The organism is Pseudomonas sp. PA-5-4B (genome assembly GCF_021606215.1).
Taxonomy (GTDB): Bacteria; Pseudomonadota; Gammaproteobacteria; order Pseudomonadales; family Pseudomonadaceae; genus Aquipseudomonas; species Aquipseudomonas edaphica.
The window spans coordinates 68,789-93,495 of the sequence record NZ_WKDB01000001.1; the positions used below are offsets into that span (position 1 = coordinate 68,789).

Annotated in this window: 17 protein-coding genes; 7 read left to right on the top strand and 10 right to left on the bottom strand. The window is 60.4% G+C overall.

The features are described from left to right. Positions 1–42 precede the first annotated feature (42 nt). Together GIW28_RS00320 and uvrD are read right to left on the bottom strand one after the other, a co-directional pair. The gene (locus tag GIW28_RS00320) at positions 43–915 is read right to left on the bottom strand and encodes a Tim44 domain-containing protein (RefSeq protein WP_056860905.1); all 873 of its coding nucleotides are present in this window, start codon (positions 913–915) and stop codon (positions 43–45) included. Between the two features lie 341 nt (positions 916–1,256). Continuing rightward, positions 1,257–3,440 (bottom strand): DNA helicase II, encoded by a 2,184-nt coding sequence (gene uvrD, locus GIW28_RS00325; RefSeq protein WP_017135773.1) that lies wholly within the window; start codon positions 3,438–3,440, stop codon positions 1,257–1,259. A 279-nt stretch (positions 3,441–3,719) separates the two neighbouring features. Between uvrD and GIW28_RS00330 the strand changes: the two genes are divergently transcribed. The 3 genes from GIW28_RS00330 to GIW28_RS00340 all read left to right on the top strand — a co-directional run bounded on the left by GIW28_RS00330 (position 3,720) and on the right by GIW28_RS00340 (position 8,040). Then, entirely contained in the window at positions 3,720–6,593 is a 2,874-nt protein-coding gene (locus tag GIW28_RS00330; protein WP_138449553.1) for a GGDEF domain-containing phosphodiesterase, read from the top strand. Positions 6,594–6,755: 162 nt separating this feature from the next. Continuing rightward, positions 6,756–7,622: a transcriptional regulator HexR gene (gene hexR, locus GIW28_RS00335; protein WP_003177007.1), complete on the top strand. Its 867-nt coding sequence runs from the start codon at positions 6,756–6,758 to the stop codon at positions 7,620–7,622. Between the two features lie 223 nt (positions 7,623–7,845). Beyond that, on the top strand, positions 7,846–8,040 hold the full coding sequence (locus GIW28_RS00340; RefSeq protein ID WP_017135775.1) for a PA3496 family putative envelope integrity protein: 195 nt from the start codon (positions 7,846–7,848) through the stop codon (positions 8,038–8,040). Here the strand turns inward: GIW28_RS00340 and GIW28_RS00345 are convergent. Further along, complete coding sequence (locus GIW28_RS00345; RefSeq protein WP_017135776.1) at positions 7,970–8,944, bottom strand: LysR family transcriptional regulator; 975 nt, start codon at positions 8,942–8,944, stop codon at positions 7,970–7,972. The genes GIW28_RS00340 and GIW28_RS00345 overlap by 71 nt on opposite strands. Positions 8,945–9,140: 196 nt before the next feature. On the opposite strand from GIW28_RS00345, the gene GIW28_RS00350 reads away from it, so the two are divergent. Both GIW28_RS00350 and oadA read left to right on the top strand, forming a co-directional pair. Further along, a complete protein-coding gene (locus GIW28_RS00350) occupies positions 9,141–10,556 on the top strand; it encodes an acetyl-CoA carboxylase biotin carboxylase subunit (RefSeq protein WP_003213442.1) in 1,416 nt (471 codons plus the stop codon). A gap of 11 nt (positions 10,557–10,567) precedes the next feature. Then, positions 10,568–12,376 (top strand): sodium-extruding oxaloacetate decarboxylase subunit alpha, encoded by a 1,809-nt coding sequence (gene oadA, locus GIW28_RS00355; RefSeq protein WP_017135777.1) that lies wholly within the window; start codon positions 10,568–10,570, stop codon positions 12,374–12,376. 83 nt (positions 12,377–12,459) lie between these two features. Here the strand turns inward: oadA and GIW28_RS00360 are convergent, their stop codons facing one another. The 3 genes from GIW28_RS00360 to GIW28_RS00370 form a co-directional block, all read right to left on the bottom strand. After that, a complete protein-coding gene (locus tag GIW28_RS00360; RefSeq protein WP_017135778.1) occupies positions 12,460–13,731 on the bottom strand; it encodes an autotransporter outer membrane beta-barrel domain-containing protein in 1,272 nt (423 codons plus the stop codon). A 167-nt stretch (positions 13,732–13,898) separates the two neighbouring features. After that, a complete protein-coding gene (locus GIW28_RS00365; RefSeq protein ID WP_236445597.1) occupies positions 13,899–14,729 on the bottom strand; it encodes an amino acid ABC transporter permease in 831 nt (276 codons plus the stop codon). Continuing rightward, the gene (locus GIW28_RS00370) at positions 14,726–15,547 is read right to left on the bottom strand and encodes an ABC transporter substrate-binding protein (protein ID WP_099550230.1); all 822 of its coding nucleotides are present in this window, start codon (positions 15,545–15,547) and stop codon (positions 14,726–14,728) included. The genes GIW28_RS00365 and GIW28_RS00370 overlap by 4 nt, the downstream gene beginning before the upstream one ends. A gap of 112 nt (positions 15,548–15,659) precedes the next feature. On the opposite strand from GIW28_RS00370, the gene GIW28_RS00375 reads away from it, so the two are divergent. Next, on the top strand, positions 15,660–16,559 hold the full coding sequence (locus tag GIW28_RS00375) for a homocysteine S-methyltransferase family protein (RefSeq protein WP_017135781.1): 900 nt from the start codon (positions 15,660–15,662) through the stop codon (positions 16,557–16,559). 3 nt (positions 16,560–16,562) lie between these two features. On the opposite strand, the gene GIW28_RS00380 is transcribed toward GIW28_RS00375, so the two are convergent. The 3 genes from GIW28_RS00380 to GIW28_RS00390 are packed head-to-tail and all read right to left on the bottom strand — an operon-like array spanning position 16,563 to position 18,335. Then, positions 16,563–17,243, bottom strand: coding sequence for a GNAT family N-acetyltransferase (locus tag GIW28_RS00380; protein ID WP_169987851.1), 681 nt, complete (start codon positions 17,241–17,243; stop codon positions 16,563–16,565). Positions 17,244–17,253: 10 nt separating this feature from the next. After that, positions 17,254–17,700 (bottom strand): GNAT family N-acetyltransferase, encoded by a 447-nt coding sequence (locus GIW28_RS00385; protein WP_099550232.1) that lies wholly within the window; start codon positions 17,698–17,700, stop codon positions 17,254–17,256. Then, positions 17,697–18,335 (bottom strand): FMN-binding negative transcriptional regulator, encoded by a 639-nt coding sequence (locus GIW28_RS00390; RefSeq protein WP_177034719.1) that lies wholly within the window; start codon positions 18,333–18,335, stop codon positions 17,697–17,699. The genes GIW28_RS00385 and GIW28_RS00390 overlap by 4 nt, the downstream gene beginning before the upstream one ends. Before the next feature lie 87 nt (positions 18,336–18,422). Here GIW28_RS00390 and pdxR point away from each other — a divergent pair, with 87 nt between their 5' ends. After that, positions 18,423–19,961: a MocR-like pyridoxine biosynthesis transcription factor PdxR gene (pdxR, locus tag GIW28_RS00395; RefSeq protein ID WP_236445595.1), complete on the top strand. Its 1,539-nt coding sequence runs from the start codon at positions 18,423–18,425 to the stop codon at positions 19,959–19,961. A 6-nt stretch (positions 19,962–19,967) separates the two neighbouring features. On the opposite strand, the gene GIW28_RS00400 is transcribed toward pdxR, so the two are convergent. Beyond that, positions 19,968–24,590, bottom strand: coding sequence for a dermonecrotic toxin domain-containing protein (locus GIW28_RS00400; RefSeq protein WP_236445594.1), 4,623 nt, complete (start codon positions 24,588–24,590; stop codon positions 19,968–19,970). Positions 24,591–24,707 lie beyond the last annotated feature (117 nt).

Here is a 24,707-nt window from a genome sequence, read left to right on the forward strand (position 1 = left end):
ATGTCCGGGGTTTTTATTACCAAGTGCTCAAGCGTAGGGTTATCAGCCGTTCTGGCGGATACCTGCGACCAGCCAAGGCTGGTTCTCGCCTTGCGGGCGTTCCATGTTCCAGCTTTCGCTGAACACTTCACCCTGGTCGAAACGCGAGGTCTTCGACACACCGCTGAAGGTCAGGGTGGCGATGGTCTTGTCGGCGCGATCATCCACACCGTCCAGCTGTACGCGCAGGTCGTCGATGTAAGTCGACTGGAACGCATCACCGATTTCGGCACGTTCGCGCTTGAGGAACTCCAGCAGTTGCGGGGTCACGAACTCGGCGATCTTGTCCATTTCGTTGGCGTCCCAGTGCTGCTGCAGGGACTGGAAGTGGCTGCGGGCCGCTTCGACGAAACGTTCTTCGTTGAACCAGGCCGGTGCATTGATCACCGGGCGGGCGGCGGCAGGTGCTGCCGAACCACCGAAGATCGAACCCATGGCTGGTTTTTGCTCGAACACTTCACGCTGCATCGGCGCGCCGGCTGGCGCCAGGTGCTCCTGCTGCTTGCGTCGACGGGCGGCGATAAAGCGGAAGATCACAAACGCGATGACCGCCAGGATCAGGATGTCGAAGATCTGCATGCCCTGGAAGCCGCCGCCCATGAACATGGAAGCGAGCAGGCCACCGGCGGCGATACCGGCCAGAGGGCCTAACCAGCGCGAAGCACCGCCGGCCTTGGCAGCAGCGCCAGCGGCACCGGCTGCACCAGCGGTCGCAGCTGCGCCGCCCATGCCACCGGCGGAAGGAGCCATTTGGCTGGTCTGGTGAGTCGGAGCCGAGCCCATGCTTTTGCCGCCACCGAAGCGCTTGGCGTTGGCGTCGAGGCTCATCGTCAGGCCGATGCACAACGCCATGGCGATGCTAAGAAAACGTTTCATAAAGGGAATTCCCATTTGTGGATTGCACGCGCGCCATGTTGCACAGGTGTCGTGACAGTGGCTAGCGACATAATGTTTCGGGCTTTTGCGTAAGACCGATTCAGAATGGCCCGTAGGACTTATCTCAGATATTGGCCCGCGCTTGGTAAAAACAAGGGCGGGCCATCAACCTTCATGTAACGCGAAGTTTCATCATATTGGCTTATGTGGCGAGGGAGCTTGCTCCCGCTGGGCTGCGAAGCAGCCCCTGACTGGCAAACGCAGCCTGATAGATTGGCACGGCGCAAAATGGGAGCGCTTCGCGCTCCAGCGGGAGCAAGCTCCCTCGCCACAAGCGATTGTCAGACGGCTTCGAGCTTTGCATAGCCCATCATCAGCCACTTGCTGCCTTCGGCGAAGTTCACCTGTACCCGCGCCTGGGCGCCGGCACCCTCGAAGTTAAGGATCACACCCTCACCGAAGATCGCATGTTTGACCTGCTGGCCAAGGCTGAACGGGGTTTCTGGTATTTCGGAACCGGCGAACATGCTGCTGGAGTTCTGCTGCTGGCCGCCGCCGAACGGTCGGCTGACGCTGTTGGACAAGCGCACTTCCTGGATCAGCCCTTTCGGCACTTCACGTACGAAGCGCGACACCTTGTTGTAGGTCTCGCTGCCGTACAGGCGTCGGGTCTCGGCGTAGGTCATCACAAGGTTCTGCATGGCGCGGGTGATGCCCACGTAGGCCAGGCGGCGTTCTTCCTCAAGGCGGCCGGGCTCTTCCAGGCTCATCTTGTGTGGGAACAGGCCTTCTTCCATGCCTACCAGGAACACATACGGAAATTCCAGGCCCTTGGCGCTGTGCAAGGTCATCAGCTGGATGCTGTCTTCATGCTCATCGGCCTGGGTATCACCGGCTTCCAGCGACGCATGGCCGAGGAAGGCGGCGAGCGGCGTCAGCTCTTCGTCTTCCTCGGTGTTTTCGAATGCGCGGGCCGCGCTGACCAGTTCCTCAAGGTTTTCTACCCGGGCCTGGCCTTTTTCGCCTTTTTCCGCTTCGTGATAGGCGATCAACCCGGACTGCTCGATCACGGTCTGGGTCATCAAGTGCAACGGCATTTCCGCGCATTTGGCCGCCAGGTTCTCGATCAGCTCGACAAACACGCCCAATGCCCCGGCGGCGCGGCCGGTCAGGCCCTTGTTGGCGATCAGCAAGCGCATGGATTCCCACATCGACACATCGGCGTGGCGGGCGTGGTCGCGAATCGCTTCAACGGTTTTCTCACCGATGCCACGCGCCGGGATGTTGATCACCCGCTCCAGCGCCGCATCGTTGCCACGGCCTTCCAGCAAGCGCAGGTAGGCCATGGCGTTCTTGATTTCGGCCCGTTCAAAGAAACGCTGGCCACCATAGATGCGGTACGGAATGCGCTCGCGCAGCAAGGCTTCTTCCAGCACCCGCGATTGGGCGTTGGAACGATACAAAATCGCGATATCGCTGCGCGCCAGGCCGGTTTTCAGCGCGCTTTCGATGGTTTCCACCACGTAGCGCGCTTCGTCGTGTTCATTGAACGCGGCGTACAGGTTGATCGCTTCGCCTTCGCCGCCGTCGGTCCACAACTCTTTGCCCATGCGCCCGGTGTTGTTGGCGATCAAGGCGTTGGCGGCCTTGAGGATGCCGGCGGTGGAGCGGTAATTCTGTTCCAGGCGGATGGTGATCGCGTCCGGGAAGTCGTCGGAATACTGGTAGATGTTCTCGATTTTTGCGCCGCGCCAGCCGTAGATCGACTGGTCGTCGTCGCCCACCACCATCAGGCTGTCGCCGCCCTTGGCCAGCAGGCGCAACCAGGCGTACTGCACGGCGTTGGTGTCCTGGAACTCGTCCACCAGAATGTGTCGGAAGCGTTTCTGGTAATGGGCCAGCAAGCCTGGGTTGTCGCGCCACAGGTCGAGGGCGCGCAGCAGCAGCTCGGAGAAGTCGATCACACCGGCGCGCACGCAGGCGGCCTCGTAGGCTTCATAAATGCTGCGCATGGTGGCCAGGAACAAATCGCCGCTGGCCTGGATATGTTGCGGGCGCAGGCCTTCGTCTTTCTGACCGTTGATAAACCATTGCGCCTGGCGCGCGGGCCAGCGTTGCTCGTCCAGGCCCAGCTCGCGGATCACCCGCTTGACCAGGCGTTGCTGGTCGTCGCTGTCGAGAATCTGGAAGGTCTGGCTCAACCCGGCTTCCTGCCAGTGCGCCCGCAACAGGCGGTGCGCCAAGCCGTGGAACGTGCCCACCCACATGCCGGCCGGGCTGATGCCCATCAACTGCTCGATGCGGTGGCGCATCTCGGCAGCGGCCTTGTTGGTGAAGGTCACCGACAGGATGGAATGCGGGGACGCGTTTTCGACCTGGATCAACCAGGCGATACGGTGCACCAGCACTCGGGTTTTACCGGAGCCAGCACCGGCCAGGACCAACTGACGGCCAACGGGGGCTGCAACAGCCTGGCGTTGGGCATCGTTGAGGGAGTTCAGCAAAAGGGAGAGATCATCGCGCATCGGCGCATTCTAGGGTGCTGCGGGGAGTCGGGCAAATCCCAATGCCGGGTGGTCGATGCAAAACTTTCCGGGCGATCCTGGCCGCGCAAACATTCTGCTGACGGTGATGACCGGTAAGTCATGGCCCACAGCCCGCGCAGGGTCTAGCTCAAGCGCTTTGGCCACGAAGGTTGTGTGTAAAAACCGTGTGGTTTTTATGACTTGGAGCAGTTTGGCCCAAGCGCTTGCTTGTGTATGCTCCGTCCACGTTTCGGGCTCACCATTATAAGAACACTGCCTATGACCCTCAGTCCCGACCTGTTTGGCCCCTCGGTGGCGCCTGCGCAGGTCATCCGTAAACATTACGCAACCGAGATGGCGGTCGAACGCACTCGCCTGTTGTATCAAGGCTCCTTGCTGCCGACGTTACTGATGCTGGTCAACGGCCTGGTCTGCGCCTGGTTGCTGTGGAACCCCAAGCAATACCTGTTGGACAGCATCTGGCTGGTCTGGCTGCTCGCCCTGGTAGCCCTGCGCGTCATCCAGGTGGCGGCCTTTGATTCGGCGATGCCCAGTCGCCAGGCCCAGCCGATCTGGCGGCGCATGTTCATGCTCGGCTCGGCGGTCAGCGGGCTGACCCTGGCCACCGCCGCCATTGCCCTGGTGCCGGCCAATAGCTTTATGCAGCAGGCCTGGGTATTCGGCCTGATTGGCGCCGCGACGTTGTCAGCCAGCGTGGCCTATGCCGTGAGCTTGCCGGCGTTCCTGTCCTTTGCGGTGCCGTGCCTGGTGCCGCCCATCGTCTATCTGTTTTGGAACGGCGCCTCGCAGCAGCAAGGCTGGGGCGTGCTCGGCCTGATCTTGCTGGCGTCCCTGAGCCTGGTGGCCTGGCAGGTCAACCGCCTGATCCAGCGCGGTTTGTTGCGGCGTTTCCAGAACCAGGCGCTGATCGAGCATCTTCAGCAAGCGCAGCAACGCAGCGAGCAGTTGAATCAGGAACTGGTGCGCGAAGTCGGCCAACGTCGCCAGGCCGAACAGGAATTACGCGATGCGCAGATCGGCCTGCAAGACCGCGTGACGCAACGCAGCCAGGAACTGGACGCCGCCAGCCTGGCCCTGAATAAAAGTGAAGCGCGCCTGGCCATGGCCCTGCAAGCCAGTGAGTTGGGCCTGTGGGACTGGAACCTGCAAACCGACGAGGTGCATCACACCCAGCTCAAAGAGTTGTTTGGCCTGGAGCCGGAGTACGTCACGGCGATGCTCAGCCACCTCAAGCCGCGCCTGCACCCCGAAGACCTGCCGCTGCTCAAGCGTGCGTTGGTGGAGCACCTCAAAGGGCGCAGCGACGATTACCAGGTGGAATACCGCGTGCGCCATGGCGACGGCCATTGGGTGTGGATCGAAGACCGTGGCCGCGCCGTGGAGCGCACGCCCGGCGGCCGCGTCACGCGCATGCTTGGCACGCGCCGCGACATCAGCGCCGACAAGGCACTGGAGGAACAGCAACGCCTGGCCTCGACGGTGTTCGAAGCGGCCAGCGAAGGCATCGTGATTCTTGACCCTGAGTACGTGCTGATCGCCGTCAACCAGGCCTTCAGTCGCGTCACCGGCTTTGAAATCGACGACATGATCGGCCGCAATGTCGTCGAACTGCCCAGCAGCCGTGACGCCCGCCGTCACTTCCCGGTGATCCGCCAGGCACTGCTCAGCCATGGCACCTGGCAGGGCGAGTTGGTGGAAACGCGCAAGAACGGCGAGCTGTACCCGCAGTGGCTGCAATTGAATGTGGTGCGCGATGCTCGGGGAAAAGTCAGCCATATTGTGGGCTTCTTCGCCGATTTGTCCGCGCGGCGTGAATCCGAGGAGCGCATGCGCTACCTCACTCACTACGACGAGCTGACGGGCCTGGCCAACCGTTCGCTGTTTCGCGAACGCCTGCGTGAGGCGCATGCACGGGTGCGCCAAGGCGGGCGCAGCCTGGCACTGCTGCATATCAACCTGGACCGCTTCAAGCTGCTCAACGACAGCCTCGGCCATGAAGTCGCCGACCAACTGTTGCAGAAAATGGCCCGTCGTCTGATCAATGCCTTGCCTGAAGCTGACACCATCGCACGCCTGTCCGGTGATGAGTTTGCCGTGCTGTTCGATGCCTACGGCAGCCTGTCGAGCCTGGCACGGGTGGCCACGCGGCTGCTCGCCAAATTGCGGGTGCCGGTGACGGTGGAGGGGCATGAGCTGGTGGTCAGTGCCTCCATGGGCGTCAGCTTGCTGCCGGATAATGCGCGGGAAATTTCTGCGCTGGTCAGCCAATCCAACATGGCCATGCAGCACGCCAAGCATTTGGGCGGCAACAATTTCCAGTTCTACACCGACAGCCTGCAAGCCAGCACGCTGGAGCGTTTGCAGCTGGAAAACCACCTGCGCAAGGCCATCGACGAGCGCCAGCTCACGGTGTTCTACCAACCGAAACTGTGCCTGGCCACGGGCAAGCTGAACGCCGCCGAGGCGCTGGTGCGCTGGGAGCACCCGCAGTGGGGCATGGTGCCGCCGGGGGACTTTATCGGCTTGGCCGAAGAAACCGGTCTGATCGTGCCGCTGGGCGAATTCGTGCTGCGCCAGGCTTGCTGGCAGGCGTGCGAGTGGCAGCGCCAGGGGCTGGCGCCGATTCGCGTGTCGGTGAACCTTTCCGTGCATCAGTTGCGCCAGGGCAAGTTGGTCAGCCTGGTGCGCCAGGTGCTGGAAGAAACCGGCCTGGACCCGCAATACCTGGAGCTGGAGCTGACCGAAAGCCAGCTGCTCGACAGCGTTGAGCACATCATTGCGACCTTCCAGCAACTGCGCGATCTGGGCGTGAAGTTGGCCATCGATGACTTCGGCACCGGGTATTCGTCCCTCAGTTACCTCAAGCGCATCCCCGTGGATTACGTGAAGATCGACCAGACGTTTATCCGTGGGCTTGGCCAGGGCCGGGAAGATGCGGCCATCACTCGCGCGATCATCGCCATGGCCCACGGGCTGGCGCTCAAGGTGGTGGCCGAAGGTGTGGAAGACCAGCAGCAGTTGGATTTCCTGCGCGGCGAACGCTGCGATGAAGTACAGGGTTACTTGATCAGTCGGCCGATGGCCGCTGAAGGGGTGGCAGATTTATTGCGAAAAAATGCAGACTTTCCTTAAAGACCGCCACGCCGCCCCTGTGGCTACAAGGCGGTTGCCCGCTGATTCAAAGGGCATCAGGGCGATTTAGTGATGCATCGGGCGGGCAAAACGGTAATTCTTGTAGTATAACTACAAGCTTGCTACATCCCTGGCGTCTGCCAATAACAAGAGTCCTGCCCTTTGAACCTGTTGCAACATATCGCCCAGTCGCGCCACCTGTTACGCAAATCGGAACTCAAGGTTGCCGATCACGTGCTGCTTGACCCTGCGGCTGTGATGCACAGTTCCATGGCCGACCTGGCCCACAGCGTGGGCATCAGTGAGCCGACCATCGTGCGTTTTTGCCGTGCCATCGGTTGTTCCGGGTTCCAGGACTTGAAACTCAAGCTGGCGCAAAGCCTGGCGGCCGGTGCGAGCTTCGGGCAGTTTGCTATCCATGAAGACGACTCCGTCGCTGACTACAGCCTGAAAATCTTCGACACCACCTTGCACACGCTGATGGAAGTGCGCGAGAAGCTCGATCCGGTTGAGCTGCAAAAGGCCGTGACCGCCATGTCCCAGGCCCAGCGCGTGGAGTTCTATGGTTTCGGTGCTTCGGGAGCCGTCGCCGCTGATGCCCAGCACAAATTCTTCCGCCTGCTGCTCACTGCCGCGGCCTACAGCGACCCGCACATGCAGGCAATGTCGGCGGTGACCTTGAAGCCGACCGACGTGGCCATCTGCATTTCCCAGTCCGGGCGCTCCAAAGACCTGCTGATCACCGCCAACCTGGTGCGTGAAAGCGGCGCTTCGTTGATCACCCTGTGCCCGAGCCAGACGCCGTTGGCAGAGCTGTCCACGGTCAACCTGGCGATCGACGTGCACGAAGACACTGAAATCTACACGCCGCTGACCTCGCGTATTGCGCATCTGGTGGTGATCGACGTGTTGGCGATGGGCGTGGCCATGGCGCGCGGGCCGAGCCTGGTCAACCACCTCAAGAGCGTGAAGCGCAGCTTGCGCAGCCTGCGGTTGTCGCCCAAGTCTGTCAAAGCCCTCGACGACTGATTCGAGGTCGTCCTCGGTCAAATGTGGGAGCTGGCTTGCCTGCGATGGCTGTGTATCAGTCGCCGGATATGTCAGCTGACCCACCGCTATCGCAGGCAAGCCAGCTCCCACCTTGGTTTTGCGCTTATTTCAGAAGATTCATCGTCCTGTAACCCTCGCGCCGCCAAACCGTCATCGCCCAAGGCCATCCTGTACTCCCCGTACTCGCATTGGGAGACTCGAAATGGCCCGGCACTACGAAGACAGCAGCACCGTCAAAACCCGTCGTCAGCAAGAAGACCAGCGCCGCATGGCGTTCCGTCGCGCAATCGAAGACCGCTGCGAGGAGCGCCAGTTGCTCCAGAGCATCAGTGACTACCCGGAACTCCACTGGCAGGCACCCGCGGCTGCCCAGCGAAACGCTCAGCCAGCGCGCTGATCTGTACGCGTTCGCTGCGGATAAAGCCCAGGAACGCATGGGCCACCGGTGACAGGCGCTTGGCCTTGGCTTGCACCAGGCACCAACTGCGGTACAGCGGCAGTTCTTCTACCGGCAGCTCCTTGAGCCCGCCGGTGGCCAGCTCCAGGTTGACTGCGTGGCGCGTCAGCAACGCCACGCCCAACCCTGCATTCACGCACTCGCGCTGCGCCTCGGCCGAGGCCACTTCCACTGTTTGGGTGAAGTGCACGCGTTTTTCCTTGAAGTACTCCTCGCAGGCCAGTCGCGTGCCGGAACCTGGTTCGCGGATGAGCAGCGTGTAGGGTTCCAGGTCTTGAAGGCGCAGCGGTCCTTGCAGGCTTAACGGGTGATCGAGCGGCGCCACGGCGACAATCGGGTTGTTCAGGAACGGCAGGAATTCCAGGCCCATGTCCTGGGGCACCATGGACATGATCACCAGGTCATCACGGTTGTCCGACAGCCTGCGAATCACCTGGGCGCGGTTGACCACCGTGAGGTGCAACTGCACCTCAGGGTGCTGGCGTTTAAAGGCCGCGAACAGGTGCGGCACGAAGTACTTGGCGCTGGATTCCACCGCCAGTTTCAGTTGGCCTTGCAGCGAGCCCTGCATGTCCGACAGCTGCATATCGAGGTTTTCCAGGCGCCCGAAAATATCCCGGCTGGCGCGCTGCAAGGCTTCGGCGGCTTCAGTCATGTAGAGCTTTTTGCCGACGTAATCGAACAGCGGCTGGCCGATCAGCTCTTCAAGCTGGCGAATTTGCAGGCTGACGGCGGGTTGCGTGAGAGACATTTCCTCGGCCGCGCGGCTGTAGGAGCGCAAATCACACACTTCATTGAAGATCTGTAATTGACGCAATGTCATACGCATCAATGACTTACGCATTATTTAAATCCTCTCGCCCAAGGCCGTCCGGCCAACTATAAGTCTTTACTTATACACAACCCAATAATTATTGATTTTTGTTAATCCTCCGTTGCGCCTAGTGTGTGTCTCGCGACTGTCATGAAACATTTGGTCACGCGCCGACCCGGATCCAACGGGTCGTAGAACGCAGCAATCGGCTCAAGGGAATTTCCAAGTGATAAAAAAGATCCTGATCGCCAACCGTGGTGAAATTGCCGTACGAATCGTGCGTGCCTGCGCCGAGATGGGCATTCGCTCGGTCGCGGTTTACTCGGACGCCGACCGCCACGCGTTGCACGTTAAACGTGCCGACGAAGCCCACAGCATTGGTGCCGAGCCGCTGGCCGGTTACCTGAACCCGCGTAAGCTGGTGAACCTGGCCGTGGAAACCGGTTGTGACGCCTTGCACCCAGGCTACGGGTTCCTGTCGGAAAACGCCGAGCTGGCAGACATTTGCGCCGAACGCGGGATCAAGTTCATCGGCCCGTCGGCCGAAGTGATCCGCCGCATGGGCGACAAGACCGAAGCGCGCCGCAGCATGATCAAGGCCGGTGTGCCTGTCACGCCAGGCACCGAAGGCAACGTGGCTGATATCGCCGAAGCCCTCACCGAAGGCGACCGCATTGGTTACCCGGTGATGCTCAAGGCCACCTCCGGTGGTGGCGGTCGCGGCATCCGTCGCTGCAACAGTCGTGAAGAACTTGAACAAGCCTTCCCACGCGTGATCTCCGAAGCCACCAAGGCCTTCGGTTCGGCGGAAGTGTTCCTGGAAAAATGCATCGTCAATCCCAAGCACATTGAGGCGCAGATTCTCGGTGACAGCTTTGGCAACGTGGTGCACCTGTTCGAGCGCGATTGCTCGATCCAGCGTCGCAACCAGAAGCTCATTGAAATCGCCCCAAGCCCGCAACTGACGCCTGAACAGCGCGCTTATATCGGCGACCTGTCGGTACGCGCGGCCAAGGCCGTGGGTTACGAGAACGCCGGCACCGTGGAGTTCCTGCTCGCCGAGGGCGAGGTGTACTTCATGGAAATGAACACCCGCGTGCAGGTGGAACACACCATCACCGAAGAAATCACCGGCATCGATATTGTGCGTGAACAGATCCGCATCGCCTCGGGCCTGCCGCTGTCGGTGAAACAGGAAGACATTCAGCACCGTGGTTTCGCGTTGCAGTTCCGCATCAACGCCGAAGACCCCAAGAACAACTTCCTGCCAAGTTTCGGCAAGATCACCCGTTACTACGCGCCCGGCGGTCCCGGCGTGCGCACGGACACGGCGATCTACACCGGCTACACCATCCCGCCGTTCTACGACTCCATGTGCCTGAAACTGGTGGTGTGGGCGTTGACTTGGGAAGAAGCCATGGACCGCGGCCTGCGTGCCCTGGACGACATGCGCCTGCAAGGCGTGAAGACCACCGCCGCCTACTACCAGGAAATCCTGCGTAACCCGGAATTCCGCAGCGGCCAGTTCAACACCAGTTTCGTGGAAAGCCACCCTGAGCTGACCAACTACTCGATCAAGCGCAAACCCGAAGAGCTGGCCCTGGCCATCGCCGCCGCCATCGCCGCCCACGCAGGCCTGTGAGGAATATAACAATGAGCAAAAAGATTTTTGTCACCGACACCATCCTGCGCGACGCACACCAATCGTTGCTGGCGACCCGCATGCGCACCGACGATATGCTGCCGATCTGCGACAAGCTCGATAAAGTCGGCTACTGGTCCCTGGAAGTCTGGGGTGGCGCGACCTTCGACGCTTGCGTGCGCTTTTTGAAAGAAGACCCGTGGGAGCGCCTGCGCAAACTGCGCGCCGCGTTGCCTAACACACGCCTGCAAATGCTGCTGCGTGGCCAGAACCTGCTGGGCTACCGCCACTACAGCGACGACGTGGTCAAGGCCTTCGTCGCCAAGGCTGCAGTGAATGGCATCGACGTGTTCCGCATTTTCGACGCCATGAACGACGTGCGTAACCTGCGTGTGGCTATCGAAGCGGTCAAAGCTGCCGGCAAGCATGCCCAGGGCACCATCGCCTACACCACCAGCCCGGTGCACACCATTGACGCTTTTGTGGCCCAAGCCAAGCAAATGGAAGCCATGGGTTGCGACTCGGTAGCGATCAAGGACATGGCCGGGCTGCTGACTCCGTACGCCACCGGCGAGCTGGTCAAGGCATTGAAAGCCGAGCAAAGCCTGCCGATCTTTATCCACTCGCATGACACCGCCGGCCTGGCTGCGATGTGCCAACTCAAGGCGATCGAAAACGGTGCCGACCATATCGACACCGCCATTTCCAGTTTCGCTTGGGGCACCAGCCACCCGGGCACCGAGTCGATGGTCGCCGCCCTTAAAGGCAGCGAATTCGACACTGGCCTGAGCCTGGAACTGCTGCAGGAAATTGGCCTGTACTTCTACGCCGTGCGCAAGAAGTACCACCAGTTCGAAAGCGAATTCACTGCCGTCGACACCCGCGTGCAAGTCAACCAGGTGCCGGGCGGGATGATTTCCAACCTGGCCAACCAGTTGAAAGAGCAGGGCGCACTCAACCGCATGAGCGAAGTGCTGGCCGAAATCCCGCGTGTGCGTGAAGACCTTGGCTTCCCGCCGCTGGTCACGCCGACCTCGCAGATCGTCGGCACCCAGGCGTTCTTCAACGTGCTGGCCGGCGAGCGCTACAAAACCATCACCAACGAAGTGAAGCTCTACCTGCAAGGCGGCTACGGCAAGGCGCCGGGCACCGTGAACGAGAAGCTGCGTCGCCAGGCCATTGGCAGCGAAGAGGTGATCGATCATCGCCCAGCCGACCTGCTCAAGCCGGAGATGACCAAGTTGCGCGGCGAAATCGGCGCATTGGCCAAGTCCGAAGAAGACGTGCTGACCTACGCCATGTTCCCGGATATCGGCCGCAAGTTCCTCGAAGAGCGCGACGCCGGCACCCTGGCGCCTGAAGTGCTGTTGCCGATCCCTGAAGCCGGCGGCGTGGCGCGTGCCGGTGGTGAAGGCGTGCCGACCGAGTTCGTCATCGACGTGCACGGCGAAAGCTACCGCGTGGATATCACCGGTGTTGGCGTGAAAGCCGAGGGCAAACGGCACTTCTACCTGTCCATCGACGGCATGCCCGAAGAAGTGGTGTTCGAACCGCTCAATGAGTTTGTCAGCAGTGGCGGCAGCAAGCGCAAGCACGCGACCGAGCCGGGCCATGTCAGCACGGCGATGCCGGGCAACATCGTCGACGTATTGGTCAAGGAAGGCGACGTGGTCAAAGCGGGCCAGGCCGTGCTGATTACCGAAGCCATGAAGATGGAAACCGAAGTGCAGGCAGCGATTGCCGGCAAGGTAACTGCCGTTCACGTGGCCAAGGGCGACCGGGTCAACCCTGGCGAAATCCTGATTGAAATCGAAGGCTGACCCAGCCTTCGACACTACCGCTTAATCCTCGGGGGGGGCAGGTGCTCCCCTTTTTTTTGCCTGAAATTTACCGATCGGCGCGGTTAAAAACTCATCTTCCACTCCCCCGTCAGGCCCTGGCTGCGGCTGTGGGTACCGGCATGGGCGCTGTAGGTCAGGCCCACGCTGTGTTCGGTGGACAAGGCGAGGTCCAGGCCAGCTTGCATATCGAGGCTATTGCGGTCCAACGAGGTACCGGTGATGGTGAAACTGTCGATGATTCCCGGTGCGGCGCGAGTGGATTGGCGCACTTGGCTGTCGACTTCGCCGTAAAGATGCTTCCAACTGGTACTCACGTGGGGTGTGAGGCTCATCCGATTGTCGAACCGGTACACCGTGGCCAGCCGCAGGCCAAAGGTGCTGTTCAGGTTTTGCTGGGTTTGTGAGCCGACGTTCAGCGCGGTCACGCCGCCCTTTTCTTTAAAGCTGTCACGGTGGTAGCGCTGATAGCCCAAGCCTGCGAAGGGCTCTACCTGTACGTCGGCACTGCCCAATTGGTAGCCCAGCTCGGAAAACACTGTTTGGCTTTGAGCGTTGTAGTTGCCCTGGAGTTGCTCCTTGAAACCGAGCAAGTTGACGTCACGTTTGTTCTTGCCCGCGTGATCACTGTAGAACGCCCCCATGCGCAGGGCCAATGGGCCGTCCTGGCGCACGGCATAGCCGCCAAGGTGCAAGCTGTCGAGTTCGCCTTTGAAACGTTGAGCTTGAAGCTCGCTGGTGGACTTGGCGCCCATAACACCGACTCGCCACGCGTCACCCACGGCCCAATCGGCGCCCAGCATCAGGCCTTTGGTGCCCTGTTTGAGCCCGTCGCTGCCGCCTTGTTTGTCGAGCTTGCCGCCGTTGCCCAGGCCTTGCACCCACAAATGGCCATCGCCATGACTGGGCAGCGTGCGCAGGGTTGCGAGCAATGAGTCGCTGATGTGCGCGGTGGCGTTTTGGGTCGCGCCAGCCAAGTTGGCATTTTGGCTGCCTGCCAGTTGCTCGAATGCGGCACCCAGGCCGCCTGGTTGTTGGGACAGTGCGTCAGCGGCTTTTTGCAGGCCTTTGATTTCTTCCGAGGTCAGGTCGCCGGCTTGCAGTGCACGTTGCAAAGCCGGTTTAAGCACTGCAGCCAGTTGCTGGCCGTTGTGAGTCGTCGCCTGGTCGAAGTAGCTGTCGATGGGCACGATTGGAGCCGGTGGCTGGTATTGCCAACGGTCATTGGAAAGATCCAGCTCGAATTGAAAAGGTGCAGCTGCGAAGGCAAACGGAGTACTGGCTACGCCAACAGCCAGGCTGATAGCGCGTGCAAGGTTTAGGACGGAGAAGGGCATGAAGTCATAGCCTCTGGTGAATGAGGCCGGGAATTTAGCGAGATGGCGGGGCGATAACTGTCAGGCTATCGACCCCTGATTTGCGGGAGTTGTCTCTACTGCGGTGCGATTAAAGCCGCATTTGCCTTAGGCTCGTCAGCGCGTGGTTGAGGCTGTTGCCCTAGGCATCACCCCCGCTGCACATAGCCTTTGCCGTAGTGACGCTCCAGGCGCGCCTGGATCAGTTCCAGCCCGAGGGACATCACCCAGTAAATGATCGCGGCGGTCGTGAGCATTTCGATGTATCGATAGCTTGATCGCCCGTACGACTGCGCCAGGAACATGACTTCCCACACGCCCATTACCGAGACCAGGGACGAGTCTTTGAGCATGGAGATGAACTGATTGGCGGCGGGCGGCACGATGGTGCGCATGGCCTGGGGCAGGGTGACGTGCCAGAAGATCGCGCTGTCACGCATGCCCAGGGCCAGGGCGGCTTCTCGTTGGCCGTGGGGAACACCGAGGATGCCGGCGCGGAAGATTTCGCTCAGGTAGGCGCCGTAATTCAGTGAGAGCGCGATGATCCCGGCGACGATGGCGCCTGGTACCAGGCCCAGTTGGGGCAGGCCCAGATAAATCAGCAGGATCTGGATCAACAACGGCGTGCCGCGAAAGAACGAGGCGTAAAAACTCGCAATGCCAAAGGCCACGGCGCTTTTCGACAGGCGCCCCAGCGCGGTGATAAAACCCAGCACCGACGACGCGACTATCGAGCAAAGGCACAGAAACAGCGTCAGCGCTGCGCCTTGCAAAAAACCGTTCGGCGCCAAGTGCACGCCGACCAGGTTGGGCAGTTTGTCGAGGATGATCGAGAACTTCAGGTCAAAGCTCAGGAAGAAGCTGGCGAACAGGCAAAACAGAGCCGCCCACGTCAGGTACAACCGCGTACGAAAGCCAAAGAGTCGCTGTAGCCGCGATGCGTTCACCGGCGGCTGGGGAGGTGTCGGGAAGGCGGTCATTTGCTGATATCGGCGCCGATCCATTTTTGCGACAGCTTGCTCAAGGTGCCGTCCTGTTTCAACTGCGCGAACACTTCACGCACCTTGGCATCCCACTGCGGGTCACCTTTCTCGATGGCCACCGAATTGGGCTCGGCATACAGCGACTCACCGGCGAGCTTGAAGCGCTTGTCCTGATTCAGGCGCGGTTGGGCAGTGACCAGGTTGGTGAGGATCGCATCCAGGCGGACACCGGCGCCCAGGCCCAGGTCCTGGAAGGCGACGTTATCGGTGTCGTACGGGGCGATCTGCACATCCTCGAACGGGTACTGAAGTTGCGTATCTTCGGCGCCTTCGATCACCAGGTTCTTGTTCAGGTAGCTTTCATAGCTGGACGCGCTGGTGAGGCCGACTTTCTTGCCGCTGAGGTCTTTGGCGCCATGGATGCGCTCATCCTTGGCATTCACAACGATCACCGCAGGCGAGGCGTAGTACTCCACCGGGAAATCAAACACCTCGGCGCGGGCTTTGCTCGGGGTCATGGAGCAGATGCAAATATCGTAGCGGCCGCTCCAGCGACCTGCGGCAATCACATCCCAGGACGGCGTTTCCAGACGCAGCTTCACACCTAACTTCTGCGCGACTGCCTTGGCCACGTCGACGTCAAACCCATCGAGTTGGTTCTGCTCGTTGAGAAACGAGAACGGCGGGTAGCTTTCCATCAGCACGCCCACCAGTTCTTTCTTTTGCTCAACCCGGTCCAGGGTTGCACCGCCAAAGGCTTGGGTAGAGGCAGCCAGCATCGTCAGGCCCAGGGCCAGCAGCGGTTTAAGTTTCACAATCGACACCTGAATAAAAAAGGGTTGTTATTAACCAGACGGTACGCATTAAATAGTTATAAGAACGACTCTCATAGTGAGTTATTTTCATAAGCTTATGAGTAAAAAGCATATGGGCACAGTAAGCGCAGTAATTCTCGATGGTGGCATGGGCCGTGAACTGCAACGCCGGGGCGCGCCGTTTCGGCAGCCGGAGTGGTCGGCATTGGCGTTGAGCGAAGCGCCGCAGGCGGTAGAGGCGGTGCACACGGCTTATATCCAGAGCGGTGCCAACGTCATCACCACCAACAGCTACGCGGTTGTGCCGTTTCATATTGGCGAAGCGCGGTTTGCTGCCGAAGGCCAGGCGCTTGCGGCGTTGGCCGGTGAATTGGCGCGACGTGCGGTACAGGCTTCAAGCCAGACGGTGCGTGTGGCAGGCTCATTGCCGCCGCTGTTCGGCTCCTACCGGCCCGATTTGTTCGAGGCCGGCCGAGTCAGCGAACTGCTGACGCCACTGGTGAATGGCCTGGCGCCCCATGTCGACTTATGGTTGGCGGAAACCCAGAGTTCAATCGTTGAGGCACGGGCAATCCACGCCGGCCTGCCGCAGGACGGAAAACCGTTCTGGCTGTCGTTTACCTTGAAGGATGAAGACACCGATGAGGTGCCACGCCTGCGCTCTGGCGAACCGGTGGCAGACGCGGCTGAAGCGGCCGCGCAACTCGGTGTGGCGGTGCTGCTGTTCAATTGCAGCCAGCCGGAGGTGATTGGCGCAGCCATTGATACCGCGCGCCAAACGTTTGAGCGCCTGGGGGTGAGCATTCAGATCGGCGCCTACGCTAACGCCTTCCCGCCGCAGCCCAAGGAGGCCACCGCGAACGATGGCCTCGACCCCCTGCGTGACGATCTCGACCCACCCGGCTACTTGCACTGGGCCGCCGATTGGCAGGCACGCGGTGCCAGCCATTTGGGCGGTTGCTGCGGGATTGGGCCGGAGCACATTGCCGTGCTCGCCCAGAAGCTGGCCTGAGGCTTAAATCGCCTGGCGACGACACTCCGCCAGGCCTTTCAGCTGACCAGAACCGGCCTGGTTCGCTTCGGACAACCACTCTTCAAAGCCTGCGCCCACGGTGGGCCATTCCGAATCCAGAATCGAATACCACGCGGTATCGCGATTCTGCCCCTTCACCACCATATGCTGGCGGAACACCCCTTCAAAGCTGAAGCCCAGTCGTTCGGCCGCGTATTTTGAGCGGGCGTTGCCGTTGTTGCACTTCCACTCCAGTCGACGGTAGCCCTGCTCGAACGCGTATTTGGCCAACAAGTACACCGCCTCGGTGCTTTTGGGCGAGCGTTGCATCGGCGCGCCGAAGGTGACGTGGCCGATTTCGATACGGCCCTGGGCCGGGACGATGGACATCAGGCTGAGGATGCCTTGCACATCGCCGCTGACGCGGTCGATCACGCTGAAAAAGTACGGGTCGCTGTTGGTTGCATGGTTGTTGAGCCAGGCATCGAACGTGGCGCGCTCCGGGAAGGGGCCGTAAGGCAAATAGTCCCAGAGTTTCGGATCGGCGCCCGGGCCTTCGAGGGCGCGGAACAGGCCGTCGGCATGCCGCGCCGGGTCGAGTTTTTCCAGACGGATAAAACGCCCTTCAAGCAGTTGAACCGTGGGCGCCGGGACGCCTTTCCAGTCGGCGGGTGAGATAGGCATGCTGCGCTCCTTAAAGACCTTTGCGAAATTGAATGAAACCCGGGCGTTCGGCGATGCGTTCGTACAGCGCAATCGCGGTGGCGTTGGTCTCGTGGGTCAACCAGTGCACCTTGGCACAGTTATCGGCCTTGGCGGTGGCGTAGACAAACTCGATCAACTTACGGCCCACGCCAGTGCCGCGCTGGGCTGGGTCCACCAGCAGATCCTGCAGGTAGCAGGAATTCTCGATGCTCCAGTTGGAGCGATGGTAGATAAAGTTGACCATGCCCACCGCCTTGCCGTCCTGCCAGGCGAGCGCCGAATGGGTCGGCTCGTTGGCATCGATCAGGCGTTGCCAGGTGCTTTGGCTGACGGCGTCCGGCAGTTCGGTTTCGTAGAACTTCAAATACGCCTGCCACAGCGGTAGCCACGCGACGTGGTCGGCGGCTGTTACTTGGCGGATGTCGATCTGACTCATTCTGAAACTCCTTGGGGAATAAAGCGCGCGAGGGTCTGGTCGCGCACATCAAGGCTGGCAGCCAGGCCTTCGCGCACGCCGGCAATATCGGCTGTGCTGCGGTTCTGGCTGAGTTTGCGCTTGCCGAGCAGGCGCTCGACGGGCAGCGCGAAGCCGACGATGGCCTTGAGCATGCCGTCAATGTAGTCGGCCGGGGCGTCGCTGACTTTCCATGGCTGGGCGCGGCTGCCTTCGTGGCGATCGGTGAGGGCGGTGACCACCGCGAGCAGACGCTCGGCGTCGGCAAATACCTCAGCCTTGCCGTAGGCATGCACGGCGATGTAATTCCAGGTGGGCACCACTTTGCCGTGCTCGGCCTTGGCCGGGTAAAACGCCGGGCTGACATAAGCGTCGGCACCGGCAAAAATCACCAAGGCTTCGCTGCCATTTTGCAGGTCACGCCATTGCGGGTTGGCCTTGGCCAAGTGCCCGTAGAGCGTGCCATTCGGGCCTTCATCGGGGTTGAGCAGCAGCGGCAAATGGCTGGCCTGCAGGCCTTGCTCACCAAAGGTCACCAACTGCGCCAGGCGGGTGTGCTGGATCAGTTGCTGCAGTTCAGGCAAATCATGGAGGGCAAAGGCGCGCGGTGTGTACATGGAAATTTTCCTTGGCGAATGCCTGCATCCTAGGCAGGCTAATGGTTCGTTGTAAGAGCCATCTGGCACCAATTTCATAGGTCCAATATGTCGCCCATCGCGCCGCCGCTGTCGTTCAACCCCGCAGGTATCGAGTTGGATCGCCGTCAGGGGCTGACGCGCCAACTCTATGAGGCCCTGCGCCAGCGCGTGCTGGACGGGCGACTGGTCAGCGGCACGCGATTACCCGCCAGTCGTGATTTAGCGGCGGCATTGTCGATTTCCCGAAACAGCGTGGTGCGCGCCTACGATCAGCTGTACGCAGAAGGGTTTATCGAAAGCCGGGTGGGTGACGGCACCTATGTGGCCCAACTGCCCACGGCAAAAAAACTATCCACAAAAGTATCCACAGGGTTTTCAACAGGGTTATCCCCAGACTTATCCACAAAATGGGCGGATTTGCCGGAAGATCTGGACAATGAAGTTATCCACAGGGCGGGCCTGGCACGGGTAAGAAACAACCACCTGGCTCACCCTCCGGCTGGACCGCCTCGGGCATTTCGAGTGGGTGTGCCGGCCTTCGACCTGTTCCCGTTTGATATATGGGCCAAGCTGAATGGGGCGTTCTGGCGCAAGCCGAACCTGGAACTGCTGTGCTATGGCGACCCGGCCGGTGACGATCGTTTGCGCGGTCTGATCGCTGCCTATTTGCGCAGTTCACGTGGCATGCAATGCACGGCTGAGCAAATTGTGATCACCAGTGGCGCACAGCAAGCGATTAGCCTTTGTGCACAGTTGCTGGTGGAGCCTGGGGACGGCGTGGCGGTGGAAAACCCCGGTTATCGCGCCGCCGGCCATGCGTTCGCCTTGGCGGGCGCTCGATTGCATGGCGTACCAGTAGACAGCGAGGGCCTGGATTGCCAGGTGCTCAACGCTCTGCATGATTGCCGTGTGGCCTATGTCACACCTTCCCATCAGTATCCGTTGGGCGTGGTGATGAGCCTGGCCCGGCGTCTGGAGTTGCTGGCCTGGGCCGAGCGTACGGGCGGCTGGATCGTCGAGGATGATTATGACGGAGAGTACCGCTACAGCGGTGCGCCGCTGTCGCCCTTGGCGGCGCTGGATCGCAGTGGCCGCGTGTTATACGTCGGCACCTTCGGCAAGGTGGCGTTCCCGGCATTGCGCCTGGGCTACCTGGTTTTACCACCGGCCCTTGTGCAAGCGTTTACCCGGCGCCGCGCTGTGGACATGCGCCACTCCGAAGTCAGTACTCAGGCGGTGATGGCTGAGTTTATGGCGGCAGGGCATTTCCAGCGCCACATTCGCCGGATGCGCCGCGCTGCGCTGAGCCGGCGCAATGCTTTGTTGGCCGGTTGGCCGGACGGGTTGCCTGGCGTCGGAGCCTTGCCCAGCGTTGCGGCCGGGCTGCATCTGACAGTGCGAGTGGACAGCCTTGCCCGCGAGCAGACGTTGCTCGCTCAGGCCCATGCGGCCAATGTTGAGATCAATGGTTTGAGTAGCTATTGGCTGGCGTGCACAAGCCCACCACCGGACCAGCGCGCAGGCCTGGTGATGGGGTTCGCCGCTGTGCCCGAGGCGGACATCGCACAGGCGCTGGCACGTTTGCGCCAGGCGTGGCAGGCATAAAGACCATCAGCTGTTGAAGAACAGCGACTTGGCCAATTGATCACCGATGCTGCTGCGGTGGATTTCTATCATTTCCCAGTCACTGGGGCCGGTGCGTTGGCGAGAGCCACCAAGGCGCTGTTGTTCACGGGTTTTCAGGTGGCCCTTCTCGAATTTCTCAAGGGCGGCGCCTTTCGTTGCATAGTGAAAGTGCGCGTACCACAGCACAGTGTTGGTCTCTTTATCGCGTACTTCGTACTCGTCCAGATAGCCCTTAGGCGGCCCTTTGACGGCGCGGCGGCTGAAGGTTTTGCCGATCTTTATCAGCCCTTGGCTATGCAGCCACTCCACCCGCGCCGCAGTTGGCGGTTGCTGTTTGAGCATGTCTATGTAGGTTTTTCTACCCAGGCGATAAAGCCGCTGTGCTGCCTCGTTGAGGTTGCGCTTGGTCGAAGCGGCGGAAGTATGACCGCTTTCGGTGAGATTGCGCCGAGTCAGCGCTTGCTCGATATCGTTTGACGCGTCCTCCAGTTGTTTGCCGTAGGCGTCGAACATATCTTGGATGTCCTGGGGCGAATGCCAGGGTTTACGCGAAAAATCCCGGTACTTGTGGGTTTCAGCTCGCTCGCTGTCCAATAGCGTTTGCCCGGTGTTGATGCTGGTATCCAGGTCTACAGCGGCAGGCGCTGGCGCTGGCGGGCTGACCTTTTGCCGCTTGACCCAGACGCCTGGGGTTTTTTCATGAAACGTAGCGAGTACCTTGCCCGTCACGGACGCCCTGACATCGACCAGCGTGCTGTCGGCCTCTTGGGGCTGGGCTATTAAAGTGCCGTCGTAGCGTGTCTTGATGACTTTGCGCCGTGGCGCGGGCGGGGCTTTTGAGCTGCCGGGCTTGGGCTCCAGGGCTTTTTTCTCGCGCAGCAGTTGCGCCAGGTCGTGAATAGCCCGCTGGCTGAATTCGCCAATCTGCTGTCGAAAGCTTTCCAGGCGGGGTTTCAGCAGAAACTGCGGGTGCTCGGCATGCATGTCCAGCAGGCGTTGGTCTGCGCTGGAAAATTGCTCAACCAGGCTGTTGAGCACATCAATGCGTTCATCCAGCGTACCGCTGTCCCGTTTCATGATTTCATTGAAACTCTCGACGTTCAGTTCGGCTGTATCGACGCTCTGGTCCACCTGCTCTCGCAGCGTGGCAGGGATCTGGCTTTGCGCTTCATCGATACACAAGTAGCGACCCAAGCTGATTTCCAGAGATTTGAGCTCAGCGAGGGTGAGCAGTGGCAACTCGCTCAGGGTTTTTTGAATGACCGTTGCGCCGTCATCTCCCAGCACTTTGAGATCGCTGAAACGGTTGTTGATGAACTCCAGGCGCTTGATGATTGCCAGGTTCAAGGTGGACAGGGTTTGTGCGCTTCGCGCCTGGTTTTTATAGTCAATGTCTACTTCGGGGTCGAGGATCAGGGACGAAGCCTTCAAGGCCTCTTTATAGCCCACCAATTGTTGTTCCACGACTACCTGAGTCAGTTGTATTTGCTGTTTCAGGTATTCACTCATGTTGCTCTGATAGGTGGGCACGGCCTCGATGATGCTCAAGGACTTCAACTGACTGATCGCTTCATCGTACGCCGCCAGTCGGTTGTCGACGTTGCCTATGAACGCTGTACGCAGCAGGTCCGTGGAAGGGCCGGGGGCGGCGTCCAGTGCAGGCTTTGCCTTAAGCACGTCCAATTGTTTGCTGGTGGCGACCGCGTCGAAGGCGTTGAGCTGGGTCATGAGTGTTGCCACGCGCTTAGGCTGATCGACCTTGACCGCTCGCCGACGGTGTCGAAGACCTCCACCGCGCAGTCGCAAACGGACATCAACAAACCACTGGCCCGCCAGGTTGCCGATCAACGGCGGGCCCGTACGCAACGGTGCCTTCGGGTCAATGATGATGACACTGTCGTTGTCATCCACCCTTACCTCGAACCAACGCTCACCAACCGGTGCATACCACTTGTCTGCAAGTGGATACAGGTTCAAGTGGCGCCCGGGCGTTTTGTTTTGTTCGCCAAGTTTATCGGGTTTGGCGACGTTGAAGCCGTCAAGTGTCTTGGCCAGGCCCAAGCGGCTATGGCTCAGGGCCCCCAGGATGTGTACCGCGTCTTGATGCTTGGCGGGCAGTTGGCTGTCGGGAATATTTGCTTGTTGCACAGCAGTATATTTTTTCTCGGTGACGGGTGGTTTATCGGCAGTTTCGATCGTTGTTGACTCGGATTCAGTTTCGATCTTCGGCGCCTCGAACTGTTCCAGCGGGCGCGGATGGCGCAGGGCGATGTGCAGGGTCAGAGCCATGCCCAGGTTGAGGAATACATCGACTAACGCTGTCCACGAAGCTTGTTGATCCCCCTTGTTCACAGCCTCCTCGGTGGCTTGCAGGTCGTCCATGATTTGCCAGACCCAGGCGGCAATTCCGACGGTACGGCCCATGAACGGCAGGGCAGCGTTGAAGATTTGCCAGCCAGTGTGTCGAAACGTCGCCCAGCGTTTCTGCACATTGGACACCGACTGACGGTCCGCCAATTCGACCATGGCGGTGGCGTTGGCCTTGAACAGCATTGCCAGGGCGTCATTGCCCACTTCTTCATCGGTCAGGGTCACGGGGCCGCTCATGTACAGCACGGTAAGGGGTTCGACCAGGGCTCGCACCACCGTCCAGGGCGAGGGCAAGGTGTCCGGGAACACATATTGGGCGTAGTTGAAGCTTTGCGCTTGCGGCAGCCAGGCCAGCACCGATTCGCGCAAGGGGCGGTCATGCTTGATGGCGTACAGCAGGTTTTGCCGTGACGGGAATTGCATCAGCATCGGTTCCAGCAACGGGCGATAAAGCAGGCACGGACCGGCGCTGGCGTTCCTTGGACCGATCACGAACATATTGGCGACCACGTCGCGCTCATGGCCGGGGCGCAGGGTGGGCACGAAGGCCAGGGCGCGGATAACAATGGGCTGCCCGTCTACATGCCGGTCGTATTCATCGGCGTGCATCACGGCGGCAACGTAGCGGTAGCCGAGTTCATCAATTGCGCCCTGTTGGCGGATTTTCATTTGCAGGGCCAACAGCGGCAGTTGCAGGCGCAGGTGGTTGATGTAGAGCTGCTGGCGGTGACTGGATTGCGCCGGGTCATCGAGCAGTTTCTGTTTGATCAGCACGGGATAGTGCTTGCCGATATCAACGTCTTCGATCAGGTCTTTCAAATAGCTGAAGGTCAGCCAACTGGGGACGCCATCGTCATTGCCGTTGTAGTGCACCGTGGTGTTGCCGGTGGGCAGGCCGGTGAGGTTGTCCAACGCCAGATCGATCAGGCTGCGACGGGTGATGTCCACGCTGCCCGGCACGACGAGCGTGCCCCACACCACCGGGCTTTCGATCACCACCTCGATTTTGTCCAGGTTCAGGCTCGCACCGTCTTTATGCGAGTGGATGCGGCTTTGCAGTTGTGTGCGGGCATAGTCGCGAATGGGGGCAATGCCGTCCCGGAATGTTTCGCCGTGATAATGGGTATGCAGTTGGGCCAGGTCGATCATGTAGCGGCTATAGGCGGCGGTGTCCGAGTCCGATGCCGAAGCGAGCCAGTCGGGCAGTTGATGATGAACGTCTCGGATACTCGAGAGTTGGTGATCGCTCATCTCTTCGATGCTGGGCACAATGCGGGCGACGGTGGCCGGGCTTGCCTGCTCCTCTGCCGGCTCCTCGACAAAGGCCTGGCCGTAACTGCCGATGGCGCGGATTTGTAGTTCGATCAGAGTACAGGCCAGTGTGTCGAAAAAGTTGCCATCGGGTTCATACAAGCGCCATTGCAACGTGGTATCGCGCTTTGGCGCACTCAACCGGGCGGGCAGCGAGGCGCCGAATGTTTCAAGTGACTCAAAGGTTTCGTAACCGCTTACCAGCGAGTGCGTCAGGATCAATGGGCGTTTGTCATGCTCGCCAACCAACACGGCGATGTCCATGAAACTGACGTGGGTGGACTCGCCGTCCCGGAGTAGATCGACATCAACCAGGTAGGCGTGACTCTTGTAGCGATCATTCAACGAGCGTCTGTCCCGGTCGGGTTTCTGGAACACTCCACGGGCCATGGCCGCTTGGTGCTCATCCAGGCCTTGCTCTTCGGTGACGTTCCACACTTTCCTCAGCGAGTTGGAAAACGTCTGCCAGCGTGGTCCGCTGCTACCGTTGGAGGCGTTCCAGAAGTTAAGTTGCTGTTCCTGAAACGCGATGAACAGAAAGTCGGATAACTCATTGATCAAGCGCGCGATGGCATCGATCTTCACCTCAAGGTGCACAGGCGCCGCCGCGTACGGCTGCAAAGTGAGGAAGTGCTCGCCATCGATGTAAGTTACCCGCTCGCGGGACAGCGCTTGATGAGCCAGCACTGAGGTCAGGGATTGGAGAACGGCTGGCGCCGGCTCGACAGTGCTGCCCACGACATTCCAGCGAGGGCTGACCACCATGGCCAGGTCGGGGTCGATATTGAGGGTGGGGTAGAGTTCTTTGAGTGCCGCGCGCAACGTGGTGGCGGCGACCTCGTGGGTGGTGGGCCCGGTGGTTAACTGGGTGAGCAGTTCATAGGTGCTGGGTGGGCGATGATTGTTGTTAAGTAGATCGTTGGGCATGTGTTGCTCCGCTGCAATCGCTAGCCTGGACGGGCGTTGAGGATGTGCAAGGTAGCGATGGCCGTTGCCGGGAGGACGGTAGATAAATAGCGGTGGCGCCGCTAAATCAGATCAGAC